A 20911-nucleotide genomic window follows, 5' to 3' on the forward strand; every position below is an offset into this window, starting at 1 on the left:
CAGGATGGCTGGCAAGAAGAAGAGCGAAAAAGAGTCCAGTTGGATCGGCGAGATCGAGAAATACTCGCGGCAGATCTGGCTGGCTGGTCTGGGGGCCTACTCGAAGGTCAGCAAGGACGGCAGCAAGCTGTTCGAGACCTTGGTGAAAGACGGCGAGAAGGCTGAAAAAGAAGCGAAGTCCGATGTGGACGCGCAGGTCGGTGCGGCGAAGGCTTCCGCCCGCTCTGCGAAGAGCAAGGTCGACGAGGTTCGGGACCGTGCGCTCGGCAAGTGGAGCGAGCTCGAGGAAGCTTTCGACAAGCGCCTGAACAGCGCCATCTCGCGTCTCGGCGTGCCGAGCCGCAACGAGGTGAAGGAGCTGCACGGCAAGGTCGATACGCTGACCAGGCAGATCGAGAAACTCACCGGCGTCAGCGTCAAGCCGGCGGCGAAGGCAGCGGCCAAGCCTGCGGCGAAACCGGCTGCCAAGCCCGCGGCGAAAACCGCAGCGGTCAAGCCGGCAGCTAAACCGGCAGCCAAGCCTGCGGCGAAACCCGCGGCGAAAAAACCTGCAGCGAAGACCGCGGCCGCCAAGCCGGCAGCCAAGCCCGCCGCCAAACCGGCTGCGAAGGCCGCCGCGAAACCGGCGGCCAAGCCGGCAGCCAAGGCTGCGGCGAAGCCTGCTGCGAAACCTGCCGCAGCCAAGCCCGCCGCGAAGCCGGCAGCCAAGCCGGCCGCTGCGACCGCCGCCAAGCCCGCGGCGAAACCTGCCGCCAAGCCGGCTGCGAAAAAGCCTGCGGCGAAGAAGCCGGCCGCCAAGCCCGCCGCGGCGAAACCGGCCGCTCCCGCCGCGTCTTCGAGCGCGCCCGCTGCCCCCGCCGCCACACCGGCTGCCAGCGCTCCGGCAGCGAACGCTCCGGCGACGCCGAGCAGCCAGGGCTGAGTCCTGGCGGCAACGCACACGCCCGGCACTCGCCGGGCGTTTTTCATTCCGGTCCCAGGTAGCGCTGCGCCAGGCTTTCCGCCGAGCGTTGGGCCTCGCTGCGCAGATGCGGGGCGACCAGCATCATGATCTGGTAGACCACCGTGCGCACCTCGCCCTTGCTGCCCAGTACCCGCTGGTAATCCAGGGAGAACAGCAGGGTCAGGGTGATCTGTTCGACCAGTTGCCCGAGTGCCGGCGCATCGCTGCGCAACTGCCGGTCGGTCTTTAGGCGGGCCAACAGGGTGGCCAGGGTCCGCTTCAGCGCGCCGAGCCAGGTACGGATGCCGCGAGCCAGCCGTGGCAGGCGCCCGGTCAGGTTGGACAGGTCCTGGAACAGGAAGCGGTAGTGGGCGAGGCGCTCGACGATCAGATGCAGGAACAGCCAGTAGTCCTCCGCGCCCAGGCGCACCTCCTCGGGCGGATCGAGCAGCGGCGCCAACTCGGCCTGGAACCGCTCGAACAGCGCCATCACCAGCGGTTCCTTGCCATGGAAGTGGTAGTAGAGATTGCCCGGGCTGATGCCCAGTTCGTTGGCGATTTCCAGTGTCGAGACGTTGGGTTCGCCCTGTTCGTTGAACAGCAACAGCGAGCATTCGAGGATACGGTCGCGTGTCTTCATCCGGACTTCTTCTGGGGATCGAGGTGCCCGGCTCCAGGCGCCCGGGCCGGGTCTTTCAGCGTATATGCACGTAGGTGCCCGGGGCTGCTTCGAGGGGCGGATGCGCGGCGCTGCCAAGGTTGAAGTCAGGGTCGCCCAGCTCGCCCGAGCGCTCCTGCAGCCAGCCCAGCCAGACCGGCCACCAACTGCCCTCTTCGCGCTTGGCGTCGTAGTACCAGGCGCGTGGATCGCTGCTCAGCTTGTCGTTCTCGAAGTAGCAGGCCTTGGGGTTTCCGGGAGGGTTGAGGATGCTCTGGATGTGCCCGCTGTTGGACAGGATGAAGCGGCGCTGGCCGCCCAGCAGGAGGGCCGAGCGATAGACCGCGTCCCAGGGCGTGATGTGGTCGGTGATGCCGGCGACGTGGAAGCTGTCGATCGCCACCTTGCCCAGGTCCACCGCGGTCCCGCTGACTTCCAGCGCGCCCGGGCGGGTCAGCGGGTTGTGCTTGAACAGGTCGAGCAGTTCGCCGTGGAACGCCGCGGGCAGCCGCGTGTTGTCGTTGTTCCAGTAGAGGATGTCGAACGCCGGCGGCTGCCTGCCGAGCAGGTAGTTGTTGACCCAGTAATTCCAGATCAGGTCGTTGGGGCGCATCCAGGCGAACACCTTGGCCATGTCGCGCCCGTCCAGCACGCCATGCTGGTAGGAGCGGCGCTTGCTGCTCTCCAGGGTCTGCTCGTCGGCGAAGAGCATCGCCGGGCTTTCCATCTGGCTGTCGAGCAGGCTGACCAGGTAGGTGACGCTACTGACCTTGCGCAGTTGCCGGCGCACCTGCAGGTGGCCGAGCAAGGCGGCCACGGTGAGCCCGCCGGCGCAGGCGCCGGCCAGGTTCACGCTGCGGCTGCCGGTGATCTCGCGGCTGACCTCGATGGCTTGGTCTAGGGCCTCGACATAGGTGCTCAGGCCCCATTCGCGGTGCTGGGCGTCGGGGTTGCGCCAACTGATGACGAAGACCTGCAGGTTGTTCTTCAGGGCGTACTGGACGAAGCTCTTTTCCGGCGACAGGTCGAAGATGTAGTACTTGTTGATCTGCGGCGGCACGATCAGCAGGGGCTTGGCGTACTGGCGCTCGCCCAGCGGCTTGTACTGGATCAGTTCCAGCACCTCGTTGCGGAACACCACCGCGCCTTGCGTGGTGGCGAGGTTGCGGCCGATCTCGAAGGCGGTCTTGTTCACCTGGCTGGGCATGCCGCCGTTGTGCACCAGGTCTTCGAGCAGGTGGCGAACGCCATTGAGCAGGCTGATCCCGCCGGTATTGAACAGTTCCTTTACCGCCAGCGGATTGATCAGGCTGTTGCTGGGTGCCACGGCGTCGGAGAGCAAGGCGACGAGGAAGCGGGCGCGGGCGCGATCGTCGCAGTCCAGGTTGCTTTCGTCGATCCAGGCGAGCAGTTGCTTCTGCCACGCCAGGTAGGCCTGCAGGGTGCGCCGGTAGAAGGGATTGAGGCGCCAGGATGGATCCTGGAAGCGGGCGTCCTGAGGGTTCGGCTGGTGCAGGGTGTCGCCCAGCAGCACCTTGCCCAACTGGCCTCCGAAGGCGACCAGGTGCCGCGCACTGTGCAGCGGCTGGCGCAGGCCGTGGACGGCCAGGCTGCGGACCGTCGTCAGCAGGTCCTTGCCGCGCAGGCCGACGATGGCGCTCTGCGCACTCATGAACTCGGCGGGCACCGGCACGCTACCCGATTCCTGTTTTTCTCGCATGGACCACACTCCGTCGTAGGACCACAGTCTGGATGCCATGGGCGATAGTCCCCTGGCTCGGAATACTCAGTTATAGCCTGTGAATTCCGTTTCACCCGGGGCAGAACCGCACACCTGCCTGAACAGGGAGGATGCCGCCCGACAGTGGGGCAGCAAGCGCTGTACCACAACGCCGGGAGGGGCGTCGCAGAGCTTGCGCTGTCGCGGCGAAGCCAGGCGCCATGCGCCGTTGCGGAACATTGACTATGCACCTGCACCATGACGAAGCAGTGTCTGCTGCCCTGGTGTTGCCCGCGCAGCAGTTCAGCCGGTCTTGGGCAGGAACGGACGAGGGTGCATGACGGCGCGGCGGCGCTCCTCGGCGAGGAACTTCATGATGATCGGCGCCACCGATTCGGCGCGGGTCACCAGGAACAGGTGGCCGTCGTCGATCACGTGCAGTTCGGCGTTGGGAATGCGCCAGGCCAGCACGCGCATGTTGATCAGCGGGATGATCGGGTCGTCGTCGCCGGCCAGCACCAGGGTCGGCTGGCGGATCCTATGCAGCCAGTGGATGCTGGTCCAGCCGAGCCCGGCGAACAATTGCCAGTAGTAGCCCAGCTTGCCCGACGAACGCACCTTGCTGGCATGCGCCATGGCCAGCTTGGGGTCGCGGCGGAAGGCCCCGCCGTAGATGTCCGGTGCGATGTGTACGCCATAGGAGGGCTGGATGTAGCGCCGCGGGCTGGCCATGCGCATCAGTACCTTCGGCTTGCCTGGCACCATCACCGCGCCAGCCGAAGTGGCGGCGAGGATCAGCTTCTTGCAGCGTTCCGGATAGTCGTGAGCGAACTGCTGGGCCAGCGCGCCGCCCCAGGACACGCCGATCGCGTTGACCTGGCCGTAGTCCAGGTAGTCGAGCATCCGCGCCGCCAGCTTGGCCAGGCCGGGAAAGCGGTAGGGCACGCTGGGCGTCGAGGAACCGCCGACGCCGGGAACGTCGAAGGCGATCACCTCCAGTTCCGGGTCGAGCGCCTGGACGAAGGGGAATACCAGTTCCAGGTTGGCGCCTATGCCGTTGAAGATCAGCAGCGGAGTGCTTCCTTCCTTGCCCGGCCGCACTGCGGTGCGGATGGTCTGGCCGTCGAGGTCGATGGTCCGGAAGACGAAGGGCTGGGGCATGCTCGGGGTCCTCGGCGGCGCAGCCGCGGGCTCGGCGATACGGGGCCTGGCCGGCTTCCGCGCGGCGCGGGGCCGCGCCGGAGGCGCTGGCGGGGTTTCGTCGGCGGAGGCCGCGGATCGCTCCTGCGGCAGTTCTTCAGGCTGGTCGCTTTTCATCGTTCATGCACGTAGGTTCCGGGCGCGGCTTCGCCGGCCGGATAGGTCTTGTTGCCCAGGCTGGCGGGCGCCTTGCGGGTCTTGCCGGAGCGTTCGGCCAGCCATTGCTGCCAGTGCAGCCACCACGAATCGGCGTGCTTGCCGGCCTGTTCCAGCCAGGCCTTGGGCTCGGCGGGCAGTTCCGGATTGGTCATGAAGCGTGCCTTGGGGTTGCCCGGTGGGTTGAGGATGCTCTGGATGTGGCCGCTGTTGGAGAGGATGAACTCGCACTTGCCGCCCAGCAGCCTGGCCGACTTGTAGCACGACTCCCAGGGGGTGATGTGGTCGTTCAGACCGGCGACACAGTAGAAGTCGCAAGTCACCTGCTTCAGGTCGATGGGCGTGCCGGAGACCTCCAGGGCGCCGGGGCGGTTCAGCGGGTTGCTCTTGAACAGTTCGACGAACTCGCCGTGCAGCGCGGCGGGCAGGCGCGTGGTGTCGTTGTTCCAGTAGAGGATGTCGAACGCCGGCGGCTGGTTGCCGAGCAGGTAGTTGTTGACCCAGTAGTTCCAGATCAGGTCGTTGGGGCGCATCCAGGCGAACACCTTGGCCATGTCCTTGCCCTCCAGCACGCCGGACTGGTAGGAGCGACGCTTGGCGGCCTCCAGGGTCTTCTCGTCGGCGAACAGCGCGACCTGGGTATTCAGTTCGAAGTCGAGCACGCTGACCAGTTGGGTGAAGGCGTTGACCTTCTTCTCGCCGCTGGCGACGTAGTGGCCGACCAGGGTCGCGGTGGTGATCCCGCCGGAGCAGGCGCCGAGGAGGTTGAGGTCCTTGCTGCCGGTGATCGACAGGACTACCTCGATGGCCTCCTTGAGCGCCTCGATATAGGTGGTCAGGCCCCATTCGCGCTGCGACTTGGTCGGGTTGCGCCAGCTGACGATGAAGGTCTGCACGCCGTTGCGCAGGCAGAAGCGCGCCAGGCTCTTGTCCGGCGACAGGTCGAAGACGTAGAACTTGTTGATCTGCGGCGGCACCACCAGCAGCGGGCGTTCGTGCACCGACTCGGTGATCGGCCGGTACTGGATCAGTTCCAGCACGTCGTTGCGGAACACCACGGCGCCCTCGGTGGTGGCCAGGTTCTTGCCCACCTCGAAGGCGTCCATGTCCACCTGGCTCGGCATCCCGCCGTTGTTCACCAGGTCCTTGGCCAGGTGGCCGAGGCCGTCCAGCAGGCTCTTGCCGCCGGTCTCGAAGAAGCGCTTGACTGCCGCCGGGTTGCTCAGGCTGTTGGTCGGCGACATCGCCTCGGTCAGCAGGTTGATGACGAACTGGCCACGACTGATGTCTTGCGGCGACAGGTCGCTGTGGCTGATCCAGCTGTGCAGTTCCTTGCGCCAGGCCAGGTAGGTCTGCATGTAGCGCTTGTACAGCGGATTCTGGCTCCAGGCCGGGTCGGAAAAGCGCCGGTCGTCGTCGCCTGGGCGCAGCTCCGACTGGCCGAGCAGGACGTTCTTCAGCTCCAGGCTGAAATGCGCCACGTGCCTGGCGCTGTGCAGTGGCTGGCGCACCGCCTGGAGCAGGACCATGCGCGCGGAGGTGAGCAGGTCCTTGCCCCGGATGCCGATCACCGGATTCAGGTTCAGCGTGTTTTCCGCGGCTTGCTTGGGAAGCTCGTTATTGTTCTTTTGACTCATCGGCAACGCTCCATTGTTCGAGGCGAAACAGGGGACCGCAACGAAACCGGGGACCAGGTGTCCGGCCGGCTACTGCTCGACTACCAGCCCACCCGCACGTTTCAGGGCGGGGCGGACGCACGTCAGGGAAGGGAACCCGGACAAGGGGCTGCACCGCCTTGGTTACGCGAGTTTCCGCTGGCGTGCAAGCTGGCAGAAGCATCGGTGGCCGGCGTGGCTGGCCCGGCGAGCGGCCGACCTGCGGACTAGAGCGTTGCTGCCGTGCAGGGTAGGACATTCGCCGTGGCGACCGCGCCGACCGGATGTCTGGTCTGGCAGTCTGCGGGGCGAATGTTGCAAATGACGTGCCCTCGTTCGGGGCAGCGGGGAAAAATCGCCTGGATGCCGTGTGCTGCGAAGGGGCACTCGGCCCGGCGCTTCAGAGCATCAGCTTGACGACCGACTCGTCGGGGTCGCGCGACTTGCCGGCGCTGGCCAGCTCCGCCAGGTAGTCGGCCCACAGCTGGTCCTTGCGGGTCGCCAGCTCGTACAGGTAGTCCCAGGTGAACAGGCCGCTGTCGTGGCCGTCGTCGAAGCTCAGCTTCAGTGCGTACTGGCCGGCGGGCTCGACGCCGACCAGGCCGACGTTCAGCTTGCCGTACTGCAATACCGGGTTGCCGTGGCCCTGGACCTCGGCCGAGGGCGAATGCACGCGGAGGAACTCGGCGGGCAGGTCGTAGCTGTCCTCGCCGTAGCGCAGGGTCAGGGTCTTCGAGGCTTTGTGCAACTGGATGGCGGAAGGGATACGCATCGCATCGGACTCGCGGAAGGGCGGAGTACAAGGATACCCCGGTTCGGGACCGCGCGGCCCGCCGCCACGGTGCTGGCCGTGGCGGCGGCGGTGGTCAAAGGATGTAGCGGGACAGGTCCTCGTCCTCGGCCAGCTCGCCGAGGTGGCTGTTGACGTAGCCGGCATCGATCAGGATCGGCTTGTCGCTATGCTCGCTGGCCAGGTCGGCTGCGCTGAACGAGACCTCCTCCAGCAGCCGCTCGAGCAGCGTATGCAGGCGGCGGGCACCGATGTTCTCGGTCTTCTCGTTGACCTGCCAGGCGATCTCGGCAAGGCGCTTGATGCCGTCCTCGGCGAACTCGATGGCCAGTCCCTCGGTCTTCAGCAGCTCGCGGTACTGCTCGGTGAGCGAGGCATGCGGCTCGGTGAGGATGCGCTCGAAATCGTTCGGGCTGAGGGCCTTGAGCTCCACGCGGATCGGCAGGCGGCCCTGCAGCTCGGGAACCAGGTCGCTCGGCTTGCTCAGGTGGAAGGCGCCGGAGGCGATGAACAGGATGTGGTCGGTCTTGACCATGCCCAGCTTGGTGTTCACCGTGCAGCCCTCGATCAGTGGCAGCAGGTCGCGCTGTACGCCCTCGCGGGAGACGTCGGCGCCGCCGGCGTTGGCGCGCTTGGCGATCTTGTCGATCTCGTCGATGAAGACGATGCCGTGCTGCTCGACCGCCTCCAGGGCGCGTGCCTTGAGCTCTTCCTCGTTGACCAGGCGCACCGCCTCTTCGTCGCGGATCAGCTTCAGGGCCTCGGCGACCTTCAGCTTGCGGGTCTTCTTCTTGCCCTTGCTCATGCCGGAGAACAGATTCTGCAACTGGTTGGTCATCTCCTCCATGCCGGGCGGGGCCATGATCTCCACGCCGGCCGGGTTGTCGGCCACCTCGATGTCGATTTCCTTGTCGTCCAGCTGGCCTTCGCGCAGGCGCTTGCGGAACAGCTGGCGGGTGTTGCTGTCCTCGCGTGCCGGCTCGTCGCCGAAGCCCATGGCGGGACGCGCGGCCGGCAGCAGGGCATCGAGGATGCGCTCTTCGGCGGCGTCCTCGGCGCGATACTTGACCTTCTGGATCTCCTGTTCGCGGAGCATCTTCACCGCGGCGTCGGCGAGATCGCGGATGATCGACTCGACGTCGCGTCCGACATAGCCGACCTCGGTGAACTTGGTCGCCTCGACCTTGATGAACGGCGCGTTCGCCAGGCGCGCCAGGCGGCGGGCGATCTCGGTCTTGCCGACGCCGGTGGGGCCGATCATGAGGATGTTCTTCGGCGTGACCTCGGCGCGCAGTTCGGCCGGTAGTTGCATGCGTCGCCAGCGGTTGCGCAGGGCGATGGCGACGGCGCGCTTGGCGTCGTCCTGGCCGATGATGTGGCGGTTGAGTTCGTGGACGATCTCGCGGGGCGTCATGGACATTCGTTTACTCCAGCGGGGGACGAGCGCTTCAGACGGCGCTGTCCAGCTCCTCGATGGTCAGGTTCTGGTTGGTGAAGACGCAGATCGAGCCGGCGATGTTCAGCGCCGTCTCGGCGACTTCCCGAGCGCTCAGCTCGGCGTTGTGCTGCAGCAGGGCCAGGGCCGCGGCCTGGGCGAAGCCGCCGCCGGAGCCCATGGCGATCAGGCCGTGTTCGGGTTCGACCACGTCGCCGTTGCCGGTGATGATCAGCGAGGCATCCTTGTTGGCGACCGCGAGCATGGCTTCGAGGCGGCTCAGGGAGCGGTCGGTGCGCCAGTCCTTGGCCAGTTCGACGGCGGCGCGGACCAGGTGCCCCTGGTGTTTCTCCAGTTGCTGCTCGAAGCGCTCGAACAGGGTGAAGGCATCGGCGGTGGCGCCGGCGAAACCGGCCAGTACCTGACCGTGATACAGGCGCCGGACCTTCTTGGCGTTGCCTTTCATCACGGTGTTGCCCAGGGAAACCTGGCCGTCGCCGCCCATGACGACTTTGCCGTTGCGGCGGACAGATACGATGGTGGTCAAGGGGGAAATCTCCACACTGCGGGGCCGAATGCCCGGAATGCTGGGAGATATAGGGGCGATCCGCGGCTTTTCAACCGCACGCACCGCCGTGCGTCGGAACGCACGGCGTGGCCCGCGTTCAGCGGGCCTTGCGTTGCTGTAACAGCAGGTTGCTGAAGCCGTTGGAGGACAGTGTCTTCTGCGCCTGGGACAACTGGTCGCGGCTGTTGAACGGGCCGACCATCACCCGGTACCAGGTCTCGTCGCGGACGTTGCCGGCCTCGACGTTCACCGACTGCCCGAGCAGGATGATCTGCGCGCGCACGCGGTCGGCGTCGGACTGCTTGCGGAACGAGCCGGCCTGCAGGAAGAACTGCGTGCTGGCGGCGACCACCGCTTTCGGCAGCGGCGGTGGCACCTGCCCGGCGAGTGCGGCCTTGGCCCGCGCTTCGTCGGCCTTGGCCAGCTCGGCGGGGGTGGGCGGCGGCGGGGCCTTCTCCGGTACCGCTTCCGGCGGCACCACGACCTCGGACTCCGGCAGCAGGGTGTAGAACTCGTACTTCGGCTTGGCCTGGGCCGGCGTCTGCGTTTGCGCGGGCTGCTGGGCCTGGCCGTTCTGCTGCGGCTGCTTGCCCTGCACGGCGGCTGGGCGCTGGGCGTCCGGGCGTTCGCGCTGGACGTCCTTGCGCCCGGGTTCGAGCTTCATCAGGAACATGATGAAGCCGCCGATGGCCAGGCCGGCGACCAGCCAGACCCAGCCGGGAACGCCGTTCTTCGCGGCGGGCGCCTGGTAGCGGCTGGCGCCGCGCTTGGGGGCGGGTTTCTTCTTTGCCATGGGGGTTCCCGGACTCCTGTTCGGGCGGGTTCGATTACATGCGTTCCAGAGTCTTCAGACCGAGCAGCTCCAGGCCCTGTTCCAGGGTACGGCCGGTCAGCGCGGCGAGACGCAGGCGGCTGTCCTTCTGCGCCGGGTCCTCGGCGGTGAGGATCGGGCAGTGCTCGTAGAAACTGGAGAACAGCCCGGCCAACTCGTACAGGTAGGCGCAGAGCAGGTGCGGCACGCCCTTGAGCGCGACGTTGTTGATCAGGTCGCCGAACTGCGCCAGTTGTGCGGCCAGGGCCAGCTCCTGGGGCTGCTCGAGGACGATCTTCCCGCCCAGTTGCTCGCGGCCCTGGCCGAGCTTGCGGAAGACGCTGGCCACGCGGGTGCAGGCGTAGAGCAGGTAGGGTGCGGTGTTGCCTTCGAAGCTGAGCATCAGTTCGAAGTTGAAGCTGTAGTCGCTGGTGCGGTGCTTGGACAGGTCGGCGTACTTCACCGAGTCGATCCCCACCACCCGGCCGATCTCGCGCAGCTGGACCTCGTCGAACGGCTCCTCGCCACGCTCGGCGCGCTGCTCGTTGCGTTCCTTGACCAGCGCATAGGCGCGGCTCTCGGCCTCTTCCAGCAGGTCGATCAGCTTCACCGTACCGCCGTCGCGGGTCTTGAACGGACGGCCGTCGGCGCCGTTCATGGTACCGAAGCCCATGTGCTCCAGCTCCATGCCGGCCGGAACGAAACCGGCGCGCCGCGCCACTTCGAAGACCTGCTGGAAGTGCAGGGCCTGGCGCTGGTCGACGAAGTACAGCACGCGGTCGGCGTGCAGCACGTTGTGCCGATAACGCATGGCGGCGAGGTCGGTGGTGGCGTAGAGGTAGCCGCCGCCGGCCTTCTGCACGATCACCGGGAGTGGATTGCCCTCGGCGTTCTTGAACTCTTCGAGGAAGACGCACAACGCGCCGTTGTCTTCGGTGAGCAGGCCCTTGGCGGTCAGGTCGGCGACCACCTGGGCGAGGTCGTCGTTGTAGGCGCTCTCGCCCATGACGTCGGCCATGCTCAGCTTCACGCCGAGACGGTCGTAGACCTTCTGGCAGTGCGACAGGGAAATCTCGTTGAAGCGGGTCCACAGGCGCAGGCAGTCGGGGTCGCCGGCCTGCAGCTTGACCACCAGTTCGCGGGCGCGGTCGGCGAATTCGGGAGACTCGTCGAAGCGTTTCTTCGCCGCGCGGTAGAAGACCTCCAGGTCGTGCAGCTCGGCCTCGGCGTCGACCGGTTGCTCTTCCAGGTAGGCGAGCAGCATGCCGAACTGGGTGCCCCAGTCGCCGACGTGGTTCTGCCGGATCACCGTGTCGCCGAGGAACTCGAGGACGCGCGCGACGGCGTCGCCGATGATGGTCGAGCGCAGGTGGCCGACGTGCATTTCCTTGGCCAGGTTCGGCGAGGACAGGTCGATCACCACGCGCTGCGCCGGGCCTGCCTTGCGCACGCCGAGACGTTCGTCGGCGAGGGCGCGGTCGAGGCTGGCGGCGAGCCAGACGTGATCCTGGAAGAAGTTGAGGAAGCCGGGGCCGGCGATCTCCACCTTGGCCAGTTGCTCGTGGGCGGGGATTGCCTCGACCAGCCTGGCGGCCAGGTCGCGCGGCTTCATCCCGGCCGGCTTGGCCAGCATCATGGCGATGTTGCTGGCGAAATCGCCGTGGCTACGGTCCTTGGTGTTCTCCACCTGGATGTCCGGGGTCAGGCCGGCGGGCAGGGTGCCGTCCGCGGTCAGTTGGTCGAGGGCTTGCTGGATCAGCTGGCGAATCGTGTCTTTCATCGTTCTCTCCGTGCTCGCGGGCAGAGGGGCGGCGCGCGACGGTCGGGCAGGGGAAGGGCCGGCGGATGCGGCGCTCCGAAGTTCACTCCCCGCGATGTGCGCGGGGTGGCCGGTCGAGGCTCAGAACCGCGCATTATCCGTGGGCGGACAGGCGTTGCCAACCGTTGCGGCGATTAGCCGACAGTTTGCGCCGGACATCGCGGATTCCGGCTGACCCCAGTCAAGCGGGGCGTCTTCCAGGAAGGCGCTCAGAACAGGTCGATCGGATCGATATCGAGCGACCAGCGCACCTGGCGCCCGCCGGGCAACTGTTCGAGGCTCTGCAGCCAGGGCGTCAGCAGGCGATGCAGCGGCGCCCGGCTCATGCACTGCAGCAGCAGTTGCGCGCGGTGCTTGCCGGCACGCCGCTCCATGGGCGCGGGCACCGGCCCGAGCAGTTCCACCTCCGGTCCGCCCATCTGCTCGAGCAATTGCTCGGCGGCACTGCAGGCGCTGTCGAGGAAGGCTTCCGCCTGGCCCGGCTTGTGCGCTTCGGCGCGCAGCAGGGCGAGGTGGGCGAAGGGCGGCAGGCCGGCGGCGCGGCGTTCGCTGAGGGCCTGTTCGGCAAAGGCGAAGTAGCCGTCCTCGGTGAGCTGGACCAGCAGCGGGTGATCGGCCAGGTGGGTCTGGATCAGTACCCGCCCGGGCTCCTCGGCGCGTCCTGCGCGGCCGGCGACCTGGACGATCTGCTGGGCCATGCGTTCGCTGGCGCGGAAGTCGGCGGAAAACAGGCCGCCATCGGCATCGAGGATCGCCACCAGGGTGACCCGTGGGAAGTGGTGCCCCTTGGCGAGCATCTGGGTGCCGACCAGGATGCATGGCTCACCGCTGTTGATGGTGGCGAAGAGGTCGCGCATGGCGTGCTTGCGCGAGGTGCTGTCGCGGTCGATGCGCAGCACCGGATGGTTCGGGAAGAGAATCCGCAGGCGTTCCTCGGCGCGCTCGGTGCCGGCGCCTAGCGGACGCAGGTCGAGCTTGCCGCATTGCGGGCAGTTCATCGGCGGCCGCTGGCGGTGGTCGCAGTGGTGGCAGCGCAACTCGCCGCTGCCCTGGTGCACGGTCATCCGCGCGTCGCAGCGCGGGCATTGGCTGATCCAGCCGCAGTCGTGGCAAAGCAGGGTCGGAGCGAAGCCGCGGCGGTTGAGGAACACCAGGACCTGCTGGCCGGCCGCCAGGGTATCGCCGATGGCCTGTTGCAGCGGGCGGGAAAGGCCGGCGTCGAGCGGCATGCTCTTCACGTCGAGGCGGATGAACTTCGGCGGGTGCGCGCCACCGGCGCGCTGGGTCAGGCGCAGCAGGCCGTAGCGGCCGGCCTGGGCGTTGTGCAGGCTTTCCAGGGCGGGCGTGGCCGAACCGAGCAGGATCGGCACGTTCTCCAGGCGCGCGCGTACCAGTGCCAGGTCGCGGGCGTGGTAGCGCAGGCCGTCCTGCTGTTTATAAGAGGCGTCGTGTTCCTCGTCGACGATGATCAGTCCCGGCCGCTTCAGCGGCGTGAACAGTGCCGAGCGGGTGCCGATGACGATGTCGGCCTCGCCATCCCGGGCGGCGAGCCAGGCATCGAGGCGCTCGCGGTCGGTCAGGGCCGAATGCAGCAGGGCGATGCGCGCGTTGAAGCGGCGTTCGAAACGCGCCAGGGTCTGCGGGCCCAGGTTGATCTCGGGAATCAGCACCAGGGCCTGGCGGCCTGCGGCCAGGGTTTCGCGGATCAGTTGCAGGTAGACCTCGGTCTTGCCGCTGCCGGTGACCCCGGCCAGCAGGAAGCAATGGAAACCGCCGTGGCTGGCGCGAACCGCCTCGAAGGCGGCGCGCTGCTCGGGGTTCAGCGGCAACTCCGCCTGGGCCAGCCAGCCGCCTTCGCGCGGCGGGGTGCTGTGGCGCCGCACCTCCAGTTCGACCAGGCCTTTTTCCTTGAGCAGGTCGAGGCTGTCCTTGTTTATTTCCAGTTGGTTCAGCAACTCATGGGAAACCCCGTGCGGATGCTGCTTGAGAATCGCCAGGGCCTGGCGCTGGCGCGGCGCCCGGGCCAGGCGCGGATCGTCGAGGCTGGATTGCGCGGTGGCATGCCAGAAGCGCTGCTGGCGCGCCTCGGCCGGCTCGCCCTGGCGCAACAGGTTGGGCAGCGCCCAGGACAGGGTGTCGCCGAGGCTGTGCTGGTAGTACTGGGCGGTCCAGCGACAGAGTTCGAGCAGATGCGCCGGCATCGGCGGCTTGGCGTCGAGTACCCTGAGGGCAGGCTTGAGCTTGTCTTCGGGTACTTCGGAACGGTCCGTCACCTCTATCAGAACGCCAACCAGCTCCCGGCGCCCGAACGGCAGCAGCAGGCGAATCCCCGGCTGTAGGGCGCTGCGCGGAATGCCGCGGGGCGCGCGGTAGTCGAACAGGCGGCGGAGTGGCGAAGGCAGGGCTAGGCGTAGGATCAGGTCTGACACTCAGCGGCTTCCGGGGATGAAGGAAACGAGGACTGGGCCGGCGATGTTAGCAGACGACCGGCGGGCGGGGTCGCTTGCATAGATGAATCGGTCTGGTATGATCCACGCCCTTAATTACGTGCGGTGCCTGGTAAACGCGCTGGGTGGCGGCACACAACGCCTCGAGGATTGAATCATGAAAGCGGACATCCATCCGACTTACGAAGCTATCGAAGCTACCTGCAGCTGCGGTAACGTCATCAAGACCCGTTCCACCCTGTGCAAGCCGATCCACCTGGACGTGTGCTCCGAATGCCACCCGTTCTACACCGGCAAGCAGAAGGTGCTGGACACCGGCGGCCGTATCGACCGCTTCAAGCAGCGTTTCGGCGTATTCGGCGCCACCAAGTAAGCCGCTTGCCGCGAACGCGCGCAATGCTACTTGTCGCTGTACCGAGAAAGGCGTCCCTGGTGGGCGCCTTTTTCATGTCCGTGGTTTCCGCCTTCGCCGGTGCGGCGGAGGCCTGCCGGCCTACCGGTGCCTTGCAGAACGTCGAGGTGGCGCGGGTGGTGGACGGCGATACCGTGCGCCTGCGCGATGGCCGCAGCGTGCGGCTGATCGGTATCAATGCACCTGAACTGGCGCTCAACGGCCGCACCACCGAGCCCTTCGCCGAAGCCGCGAAGCAGCGGCTGCAGGCGCTGGTATCGGCCAGCGACGGGCGTCTCGCCCTGCAGCCGGGCCGCCAGCCCCGCGATCACTACGGGCGGACCCTGGCGCACCTGTTCGATGCCAGCGGCGCCAACCTCGAGGCGCGCCTGCTCGGCGAGGGTCTGGGCTACCTGGTGGCGGTCGCGCCGAACACCGAGCTGACGGCCTGTCAGCAAGCGGCGGAACGTGCCGCGCGTTCGGCTAATCTGGGTGTATGGAAGCGTTCGCCGGTGCTTTCGCTCGATCGACTGGCGCAGAGCGGCTTCGCCGTGGTCCGCGGGCGGGTGCTCGAGGTCGAACGCAACCGGGGCGGTATCTGGCTGGAGATGGACGGTCCGCTGGTCCTGCGGATCGAGCCGAAGGTGCTCAAGGCGTTCGATGCGAAACGGGTGATGCAGATGGCGGGACGTTCGCTGGAAGTGCGTGGCTGGGTGGTCGATCGTTCCCGCCGTGGCGCTGTGCCGGCCGGCAAGGCGCGCTGGCAGATGTCGGTGACCGATCCGGCGATGCTGGAATGGTTGCCATGAAGACCGCCTGGCTCCTGCTGCTGTTGCTGGGAGTCGGCGCGCTGGGCGGCTGCGCGGTGAACCCGGCCACCGGCAAGAGCGATTTCGTGATGATGAGCGAGCAGCAGGAACTCGGCATGGGCGCTCGCTACAACCAGGAAATCCTCAAGCAGTTCCCCCGCTACAACGATGAAAAGCTCCAGGCCTACGTGCAACGGGTAGGCGAGCGGGTCGCCCGCAGCAGCCACCGCAGCAACCTGCAATATCATTTCACCGTCATCGATTCGCCGGACATCAACGCCTTCGCCCTGCCGGGCGGCTACATCTATATCCATCGCGGACTGATCGCCTACCTTGGCTCCGAGGCCGAACTGGCCGCGGTGCTCGGTCATGAGGTCGGCCATGTCACGGCGCGCCACAGCGTGCGCCAGCAGAGTCAGGCCAGCGCCTGGAACATCCTTGGCCAGGCGGTGGCGATCGGCACCGGGGTCGGCGCCGCCGGCGACCTGGCCAACGTGCTCGGCACGGCCTTCGTCCGCGGCTACGGGCGTGACATGGAACTGGAGGCCGATGGTCTCGGCGCCCAGTACCTGGCCCGCGCCGGCTACGATCCGACGGCGATGATCCAGGTGGTGCGGGTGCTGAAGAACCAGGAGGACTTCGCTCGCGAAGAGGCCGCGCGTAATGGCCAGGCGGTACAGGCCGGCGGCTACCACGGGTTGTTCGATACCCATCCGGACAACGACCGGCGCCTGCAGGAAGTGGTCGGCCCGGCCCGGCAGCTGGCCAACGGACAGCAGGAAGTGGGGCGCGAGGTCTTTCTTCGCCATCTGGAAGGCATGCCGTTCGGCGACTCGGCATCGGCCGGGGTGCGTCGCGGGCAGAACTTCTACCATGCCGAGCTGGACTTCACCCTGAGCTATCCGGCGGGCTGGAAGATCCTCAACCAGCCCAGCGCCCTGCTTGGCTATCCGGCGGACGAGCAGTCGTTCATCGGCATGAAGCTGGTGCCCCATGATTCCCGCCTGACGCCCGCGGAGTTCCTGCGCAAGAACGCCGGGCAACGGCTGGCCCAGGAAGAGTCGCTGAAGCAGGCCGGGCTGAACGGCTACACGGCGGTGGTGCCAGGCAACCCGGCGCGACGGGTTGCTGTGATCTACCAGGGCGACCGCGCCTACCTGTTCGTCGGCGTGGTCAAGGTCGGTTCCCTGGAGACCCAGGACGACCGCTTCCTCAGCGTGATCCGCAGCTTCCGTCCGCTGCGCGACAAGGAGCGGGCCCTGGCGCAGCCGCGACGCCTGCATCTGGTGCAGGTCAAGGCGGGGCAGACGCTGGAGCAATTGGCGGCTGGCGGCGAGGGGTCATTGAGTGACTCCGTGGCTCGTCTGCGTCTGCTGAATGACCTTTATCCGAGCGGTGAACCCCGTCCGGGCGATTGGCTTAAAGTCGTACGCTAGAGGTCTTGACAGCCGGGTCCTGACGATCTTGTGGGGCGTCGTCTTCTTGCGTATGCTCGGTCGCCCCGTCTGTCCAACAAGCAATAAAGCGGAAGTGCCCAAATGTCCGATCTTAAAACCGCTGCCCTCGAATATCACGCACAACCCCGTCCGGGAAAACTGAGTGTCGAGCTGACCAAACCCACCGCTACCGCCCGGGACCTGTCCCTGGCCTACAGCCCGGGTGTCGCCGAGCCGGTGCGTGAAATCGCCCGCGATGCCGAGCTGGCCTATCAGTACACCGGCAAGGGCAACCTGGTGGCAGTGATTTCCGACGGCACCGCGATTCTCGGCCTGGGTAACCTCGGCCCGCTGGCCTCCAAGCCGGTGATGGAAGGCAAGGGTGTGCTGTTCAAGCGCTTCGCCGGCATCGACGTGTTCGACATCGAGGTCGACGCCGAGAGCCCGCAGGCTTTCATCGATACCGTCAAGCGTATTTCCATCACCTTCGGCGGTATCAACCTCGAGGACATCAAGGCTCCCGAGTGTTTCGAGATCGAGCGCGCGCTGATCGAACAGTGCGACATCCCGGTGTTCCACGATGACCAGCACGGCACCGCCATCGTTACCGCGGCGGGCATGCTCAATGCGCTGGAACTGGCCGGGAAGAAGCTGGAAGAAGCGAAGATCGTCTGCCTCGGCGCCGGCGCTGCCGCCATCTCCTGCATGAAGCTGCTGGTGAGTATGGGCGCCAAGGTCGAGAACATCTACATGATCGACCGCAAGGGCGTGATCCACGCCGGTCGCGACGATCTGAACCAGTACAAGTCGGTGTTCGCCACCGAGACCGACAAGCGTACCCTGGCCGACGCCCTGGAGGGCGCCGACGTGTTCGTCGGCCTGTCCGGCGCCAACCTGCTGGAGCCGGAAGACCTCAAGCGCATGGCGCCGAACCCGATCGTGTTCGCCTGCTCGAACCCGGACCCGGAGATCAAGCCGGAACTGGCCCATGCCACCCGCAACGACGTGATCATGGCTACCGGACGTTCCGACTATCCGAACCAGGTCAACAACGTGCTCGGTTTCCCCTTCATCTTCCGCGGTGCCCTGGACGTACGTGCCACGCGCATCAACGAAGAGATGAAGATCGCCGCCGCCCTGGCCCTGCGCGACCTGGCCAAGCAGCCGGTCCCGGAGGACGTCTGCGCCGCCTATGGCGTGGACAAGCTGGAATTCGGCCGCGAGTACATCATTCCGAAGCCGATGGACAAGCGCCTGATCACCGTGGTCTCCGATGCCGTGGCCAAGGCTGCCATCGAGACCGGCGTGGCTACCCTGCCGTATCCGAAGAACTATCCGCTGAAATCGGTGGACGAAGTCTTCAACGGCTGATCGATCCGCCGGATAAAAAGAAACCCCGCCTTGGCGGGGTTTCTTTTTGCCTGCGCCTCGCGCTCCGTCGTCGTCGACGAAGCGCAGGCGCCGGTTCAGAACAGGTCGATCGGCGCGCCTTCGTCATCCGGCAGCGGGCTGCCAGGGAAGCTGCCCGGCGGCAGTTCGTTGACCGAGGGCGGGGTGTCCTCGTTCTTGAACATCTCGAAATAGGCGCCGGGAGTGCCCGGCGCGGCCGAACGGCCGGTCACCGGGTCGATGCGCAGGCTGACGATGCCTGGCGGCTCGGCCATGGTGTGCATCGGCTTGTCCTTGAGGGCGAAGCCCATGTACCTGATCCAGATCGGCAGCGCGACGGTACCGCCGTACTCGCGGCGACCCAGGGTCTCCGGCTGGTCGAAGCCGACCCAGACGCTGGTCACGTAGTCGGAGTTGTAGCCGGAGAACCAGCCATCCTTGGAATCGTTGGTGGTGCCGGTCTTACCGGCCAGGTCGGTGCGCTTCAGCGCCAGGGCGCGGCGCCCGGTACCGCGCTTGATCACGTCCTGCAGCATGCTGGTCATGATATAGGCGGTACGGGCATCGATGATCCGCTCGGCCGGGGTCGGCTCGAAGGTGGTCTGGGCCTTGGCGGCGACTTGCTGGGCTTCGATCGAACCTTCGCCTTCGGCGCTCTCCGGATGCTCGGGGTCGCCAGGATTCCCGGCGTCTTCCGCATCCGGCGCAGCGACCTGTTCTTCCACCGGCACGCGGGGCGGATTGGCCTGGTACAGCACCTGTCCGTCGCGGCTCTCGATGCGTTCGATGACGTACGGATTGACCTTGTAGCCGCCGTTGGCGAATACGCTCCAGGCGCCGGCGATTTCCATCGGTGTGACTGTCGCGGTACCCAGGGCGAGGGAGAAGTTGCGCGGCAGTTCGTCGCGCTGGAAGCCGAACTTGGTGATGTAGCTGATCGCCCGCTCGATGCCCAGGCCCTGCAGGACGCGGATCGAGACCATGTTGCGGGACTTGTACAGGGCTTCGCGCAGCGGGATCGGGCCGAGGAAGGTGTTGGTGTCGTTCTTCGGTCGCCAGACCTTGTCCAGGTACTCGTCGACGAACACGATCGGCGCATCGTTGACCAGGCTGGCGGCGGTGAAACCGTTGTCCAGGGCCGCGCTGTAGATGAACGGCTTGAAACTGGAGCCCGGCTGGCGCTTGGCCTGGATCGCGCGGTTGTAGTTGCTCTGCTCGAAGGAGAAGCCGCCGACCAGCGAGCGGATCGCCCCGTCCTTCGGGTCGAGGGAGATCAGCGCGCTCTGTGCGGCGGGAATCTGTACGAAGCGCAGGGTGCCGTCTTCCTGGCGCTGCACGCGGATCTGGTCGCCGGCCTGGGCCACGTCGGCGGGCTGGCGCGGCATCGGGCCCATGCTGTTGTTGCTGAGGAAGGGGCGTGCCCATTTCATGCTGTCCCAGGTCACGGCTTCTTCCTTGCCGTCGCGGGTCATCACCATGATCCCGCTCTTTTCCACCTGGGTGACGATCGCCGGCTCCAGGCCGCCGATGCTGCGCTGCTGGCCCAGGTGCTTGAGCCAGGCGTCGCGGGTCTGGCCCGGTAGGCGGGTCTCCGGGCCGCGGTAGCCGTGGCGCTGGTCATAGTCGATGAGGCCGTCGCGGACCGATTGGCTGGCGGCGTTCTGCAGGTCGCTGCGGACCGTGGTGATGACCTTGTAGCCCTCGGTATAGGCCTCGCTGCCGTAGCGGCCGACCATCTCGGCACGGGCCATCTCGGCGATGTAGGGCGCATTCAGTTCGGGGGTCTGCACGTGGTAGGAGGCGTTGATCGGCTCCTCGACGGCGGCCTGGTAGCGTTGCTGGTCGATGAAGCCGAGCTTGAGCATGCGCTCGAGGATCCAGTTGCGCCGTTCCGTGCTGCGGGTCGGGTTGACCAGCGGGTTGTAGCGCGAGGGCGCTTTCGGCAGGCCGGCGATCATCGCCATCTCGGCCAGGCTCAAGTCTTTGATCGGCTTGCCGTAATAGACCTGTGCGGCAGCCTCGATGCCATAGGCACGGTTGCCCAGGTAGATCTTGTTGACGTAGAGCTCGAGGATCTCGTCCTTGGTCAGCTGTCGCTCGATCTGCAGGGCCAGGAGGATTTCATTGATCTTTCGCGAGAAGCTTCTTTCATTGGTAAGGAAGTAGTTCTTCGCTACCTGCATGGTGATGGTGCTGCCGCCAGTCTGGATGTGACCGCTTTTCAATAATTGCGCGGCGGCGCGCATTAGGCTTTTCACATCGACGCCATAATGGTTGGCGAAATTGTCGTCCTCGGCGGACAGCAGGGCATGGATGAAGTCCTGCGGGATGTTGGCGAAGCGGATCGGCGTCCGGCGCATCTCGCCGAACTCGGAGATCAGCTTGCCGTCCTCGCTGTAGACCTTGAGGGGGATCTGCAGCTGGACGTTACGCAGAGCTTCCACCGAGGGCAGGCTGGGACTCAGATAGAGATAGGCGCCGCTGAAACTGAGCAGCACTCCACAAATCAGGGTGACGCAAGTCCACCACAGGAACTTCAGCAGGCGCATGGGTAGATTCGGATTTCCAGGAAAAAGAAAGAGTTAAGCGAATAGGACAGGAAAAAGGCAAAAGCTGTTCACATTATAAGCAATTTTTCTGTGACCTAGCCATTTGCCTGGCCTTCGGCTCTGGTATCTAATGTG

General features: G+C 66.3%; 16 protein-coding genes. 5 read left to right on the forward strand and 11 right to left on the reverse strand.

Going from position 1 to position 20911, the window contains the following annotated elements; translation table 11 throughout:
• Positions 1-4: 4 nt before the first annotated feature.
• On the forward strand, positions 5-922 hold the full coding sequence (locus tag FOC67_RS28645; protein ID WP_009314398.1) for a phasin family protein: 918 nt from the start codon (positions 5-7) through the stop codon (positions 920-922).
• A gap of 43 nt (positions 923-965) precedes the next feature.
• Here the strand turns inward: FOC67_RS28645 and FOC67_RS28650 are convergent, their stop codons facing one another.
• The 10 genes from FOC67_RS28650 to FOC67_RS28695 form a co-directional block, all read right to left on the reverse strand.
• On the reverse strand, positions 966-1583 hold the full coding sequence (locus FOC67_RS28650) for a TetR/AcrR family transcriptional regulator (protein WP_003112003.1): 618 nt from the start codon (positions 1581-1583) through the stop codon (positions 966-968).
• 55 nt (positions 1584-1638) lie between these two features.
• A complete protein-coding gene (gene phaC, locus FOC67_RS28655; RefSeq protein ID WP_003116130.1) occupies positions 1639-3321 on the reverse strand; it encodes a class II poly(R)-hydroxyalkanoic acid synthase in 1683 nt (560 codons plus the stop codon).
• Between the two features lie 303 nt (positions 3322-3624).
• Positions 3625-4482, reverse strand: coding sequence for a poly(3-hydroxyalkanoate) depolymerase (gene phaZ, locus FOC67_RS28660; RefSeq protein ID WP_003095866.1), 858 nt, complete (start codon positions 4480-4482; stop codon positions 3625-3627).
• 152 nt (positions 4483-4634) lie between these two features.
• On the reverse strand, positions 4635-6314 hold the full coding sequence (gene phaC, locus FOC67_RS28665; RefSeq protein ID WP_003095864.1) for a class II poly(R)-hydroxyalkanoic acid synthase: 1680 nt from the start codon (positions 6312-6314) through the stop codon (positions 4635-4637).
• Positions 6315-6732: 418 nt separating this feature from the next.
• The gene (locus FOC67_RS28670; protein WP_003095857.1) at positions 6733-7104 is read right to left on the reverse strand and encodes a gamma-butyrobetaine hydroxylase-like domain-containing protein; all 372 of its coding nucleotides are present in this window, start codon (positions 7102-7104) and stop codon (positions 6733-6735) included.
• A 94-nt stretch (positions 7105-7198) separates the two neighbouring features.
• A complete protein-coding gene (hslU, locus tag FOC67_RS28675) occupies positions 7199-8542 on the reverse strand; it encodes an ATP-dependent protease ATPase subunit HslU (RefSeq protein ID WP_003095854.1) in 1344 nt (447 codons plus the stop codon).
• A gap of 28 nt (positions 8543-8570) precedes the next feature.
• Positions 8571-9104 (reverse strand): ATP-dependent protease subunit HslV, encoded by a 534-nt coding sequence (gene hslV / locus FOC67_RS28680; RefSeq protein WP_003095852.1) that lies wholly within the window; start codon positions 9102-9104, stop codon positions 8571-8573.
• Positions 9105-9222: 118 nt separating this feature from the next.
• A complete protein-coding gene (locus FOC67_RS28685) occupies positions 9223-9918 on the reverse strand; it encodes an SPOR domain-containing protein (RefSeq protein WP_003095850.1) in 696 nt (231 codons plus the stop codon).
• A gap of 34 nt (positions 9919-9952) precedes the next feature.
• On the reverse strand, positions 9953-11716 hold the full coding sequence (argS, locus tag FOC67_RS28690; RefSeq protein WP_003110892.1) for an arginine--tRNA ligase: 1764 nt from the start codon (positions 11714-11716) through the stop codon (positions 9953-9955).
• A 248-nt stretch (positions 11717-11964) separates the two neighbouring features.
• Entirely contained in the window at positions 11965-14184 is a 2220-nt protein-coding gene (locus tag FOC67_RS28695) for a primosomal protein N' (RefSeq protein ID WP_003095847.1), read from the reverse strand.
• A 175-nt stretch (positions 14185-14359) separates the two neighbouring features.
• Between FOC67_RS28695 and rpmE the strand changes: the two genes are divergently transcribed.
• The 4 genes from rpmE (at position 14360) to FOC67_RS28715 (ending at position 18209) form a co-directional block, all read left to right on the forward strand.
• Entirely contained in the window at positions 14360-14575 is a 216-nt protein-coding gene (gene rpmE, locus FOC67_RS28700) for a 50S ribosomal protein L31 (RefSeq protein WP_003095846.1), read from the forward strand.
• Positions 14576-14634: 59 nt separating this feature from the next.
• Positions 14635-15402, forward strand: coding sequence for a thermonuclease family protein (locus FOC67_RS28705; RefSeq protein ID WP_031627604.1), 768 nt, complete (start codon positions 14635-14637; stop codon positions 15400-15402).
• Positions 15399-16838, forward strand: a complete 1440-nt coding sequence (locus FOC67_RS28710) for a M48 family metalloprotease (RefSeq protein ID WP_003095844.1) — start codon at positions 15399-15401, stop codon at positions 16836-16838. The genes FOC67_RS28705 and FOC67_RS28710 overlap by 4 nt, the downstream gene beginning before the upstream one ends.
• Positions 16839-16940: 102 nt before the next feature.
• On the forward strand, positions 16941-18209 hold the full coding sequence (locus tag FOC67_RS28715; RefSeq protein WP_003095842.1) for a malic enzyme: 1269 nt from the start codon (positions 16941-16943) through the stop codon (positions 18207-18209).
• A 95-nt stretch (positions 18210-18304) separates the two neighbouring features.
• Here FOC67_RS28715 and FOC67_RS28720 read toward each other — a convergent pair whose 3' ends face one another.
• A complete protein-coding gene (locus FOC67_RS28720; protein WP_003135771.1) occupies positions 18305-20776 on the reverse strand; it encodes a penicillin-binding protein 1A in 2472 nt (823 codons plus the stop codon).
• Positions 20777-20911: the final 135 nt, after the last annotated feature.

Origin of the sequence: Pseudomonas sp. FDAARGOS_761, from assembly GCF_013343155.1 — a bacterium.
GTDB lineage: Bacteria > Pseudomonadota > Gammaproteobacteria > Pseudomonadales > Pseudomonadaceae > Pseudomonas > Pseudomonas aeruginosa.

Coding starts and splice junctions, on each gene's coding strand:
- FOC67_RS28720 (WP_003135771.1), bottom strand. CDS start 20,776: ATGCGCCTGCTGAAGTTCCTGTGGTGGACTTGCGTCACCCTGATTTGT.
- argS (WP_003110892.1), bottom strand. CDS start 11,716: ATGAAAGACACGATTCGCCAGCTGATCCAGCAAGCCCTCGACCAACTG.
- FOC67_RS28670 (WP_003095857.1), bottom strand. CDS start 7,104: ATGCGTATCCCTTCCGCCATCCAGTTGCACAAAGCCTCGAAGACCCTG.
- FOC67_RS28715 (WP_003095842.1), top strand. CDS start 16,941: ATGTCCGATCTTAAAACCGCTGCCCTCGAATATCACGCACAACCCCGT.
- hslU (WP_003095854.1), bottom strand. CDS start 8,542: ATGTCCATGACGCCCCGCGAGATCGTCCACGAACTCAACCGCCACATC.
- FOC67_RS28685 (WP_003095850.1), bottom strand. CDS start 9,918: ATGGCAAAGAAGAAACCCGCCCCCAAGCGCGGCGCCAGCCGCTACCAG.
- phaC (WP_003116130.1), bottom strand. CDS start 3,321: ATGCGAGAAAAACAGGAATCGGGTAGCGTGCCGGTGCCCGCCGAGTTC.
- FOC67_RS28650 (WP_003112003.1), bottom strand. CDS start 1,583: ATGAAGACACGCGACCGTATCCTCGAATGCTCGCTGTTGCTGTTCAAC.
- phaZ (WP_003095866.1), bottom strand. CDS start 4,482: ATGCCCCAGCCCTTCGTCTTCCGGACCATCGACCTCGACGGCCAGACC.
- phaC (WP_003095864.1), bottom strand. CDS start 6,314: ATGAGTCAAAAGAACAATAACGAGCTTCCCAAGCAAGCCGCGGAAAAC.
- FOC67_RS28710 (WP_003095844.1), top strand. CDS start 15,399: ATGAAGACCGCCTGGCTCCTGCTGCTGTTGCTGGGAGTCGGCGCGCTG.
- FOC67_RS28645 (WP_009314398.1), top strand. CDS start 5: ATGGCTGGCAAGAAGAAGAGCGAAAAAGAGTCCAGTTGGATCGGCGAG.
- rpmE (WP_003095846.1), top strand. CDS start 14,360: ATGAAAGCGGACATCCATCCGACTTACGAAGCTATCGAAGCTACCTGC.